Below are 1,147 nucleotides of genomic sequence, written 5' to 3'. Positions count from 1 at the left end.
AGGGCACCCGGACCGGGCAGCCGGCACCTTGGTATGCCTTGTCCGCCCAGCACTTGAGTTCGGCAGCGGCGAGAGCTTCGAAGATCCCGTGAGTGCGGGCCGCAGTCAGGTCGTGGGTGGAGCCGGGCAGCGCAGGCGAAGCCCACAGCAGGCGGCCGAACGGGTCGGTGAGAACCTGGACGTTCATGCCGTGACGTTTGTGTTTGCCGGAGTAGTACGGGGTGTCGGCGGCTATTCGGTCGACCGGCAGCAGGGTGCCGTCGAGGATCACAAAGGCCAGGCGGCTCGCGGTCCGCATGACCTGGGCCAGGCTTGGAGCGAGCGTGGCCAGGACTTCTTTCGCCTCGCGGACATAGCGGTAGACCGTCGCGACCCCGATGCCGAACCCGGCGGCAAGCTGGGCGTAGGTGTCACCGCAGCGCAGATGCGCCAGAACCAGGAGGGCCTGGCGGCCCGGCGTGATGCGCCGCCACCGGGTGCCGATCTCACGACGACGCGCAGCCAGGTGCCCGGCGAGGCGGCGCAGATGGCCACTGGACAGATCGATCGCCGATGGGTAGTCAAGCACGCGAAGCTCCTGGTCGGCACGGGTGATCTTGGTCGTGAACCCGTCTACCAGGAGCTTCACCGCTTCGCGTAACCCGCCAACCACCGGCCCACACCGTCAGGTTGGAAAGGGCTCACGGTTACCATCCATGGTTGAGGCCTCCGTGCTCGACCTGCCAAGGTGCCTTGAATACGGCATCGAAAGAGCTCGGAGTCACCTTCAATTACAAATGGGGAAATAGGCAATGGAGCGCTAGCTAATGACTGACCTCGCTTCCCCTCGATGGGTGATCAGGTTTGTGGAATCCGGGGAAAGTGTTCCTGGTGAAACTTTCACCATCTTCATTTCGGAGGATGACAGTGGAGATGGGCGTCATTTCGATCTGCAGTGCATGCTGAGTGAGCCGAGTGCACAGAATGTGCGCCTGGAGCTGGATAGCTACTGCATCGTCAATGAAGCTGGAGGGGTGCACTATGGTGGCCTGGAAGAGGTGAGTCTCCTGCCCGAAAATCTCATTCTGCGATTTCGGGATGATGCTGTGGAGGAGCTCGAACTTTCGTCCAATGTGGTCACATTGGGAGTCGACCCGACCATTGATGT

At 61.8% G+C, this 1,147-nt stretch carries 2 protein-coding genes; one reads left to right on the top strand and one right to left on the bottom strand.

Annotation, left to right across the window (positions count from 1 at the left end):
* Positions 1-568 (bottom strand): transposase family protein (locus ACIO5E_RS39660; RefSeq protein WP_400677592.1); only part of this gene is annotated, 568 nt, incomplete at its 3' end.
* A 238-nt stretch (positions 569-806) separates the two neighbouring features.
* Here ACIO5E_RS39660 and ACIO5E_RS39655 point away from each other — a divergent pair.
* On the top strand, positions 807-1,147 hold a 341-nt coding region (locus tag ACIO5E_RS39655; RefSeq protein WP_400677590.1), incomplete at its 3' end, for an Imm10 family immunity protein.

The sequence above is a fragment of the Kitasatospora sp. NPDC087314 genome, from assembly GCF_044744365.1.
In the GTDB taxonomy this organism is placed as follows: Bacteria; Actinomycetota; Actinomycetes; order Streptomycetales; family Streptomycetaceae; genus Kitasatospora.
Note: the sequence above shows the minus strand (reverse complement) of the source record. Positions and strands in the feature narration are given on the sequence as shown.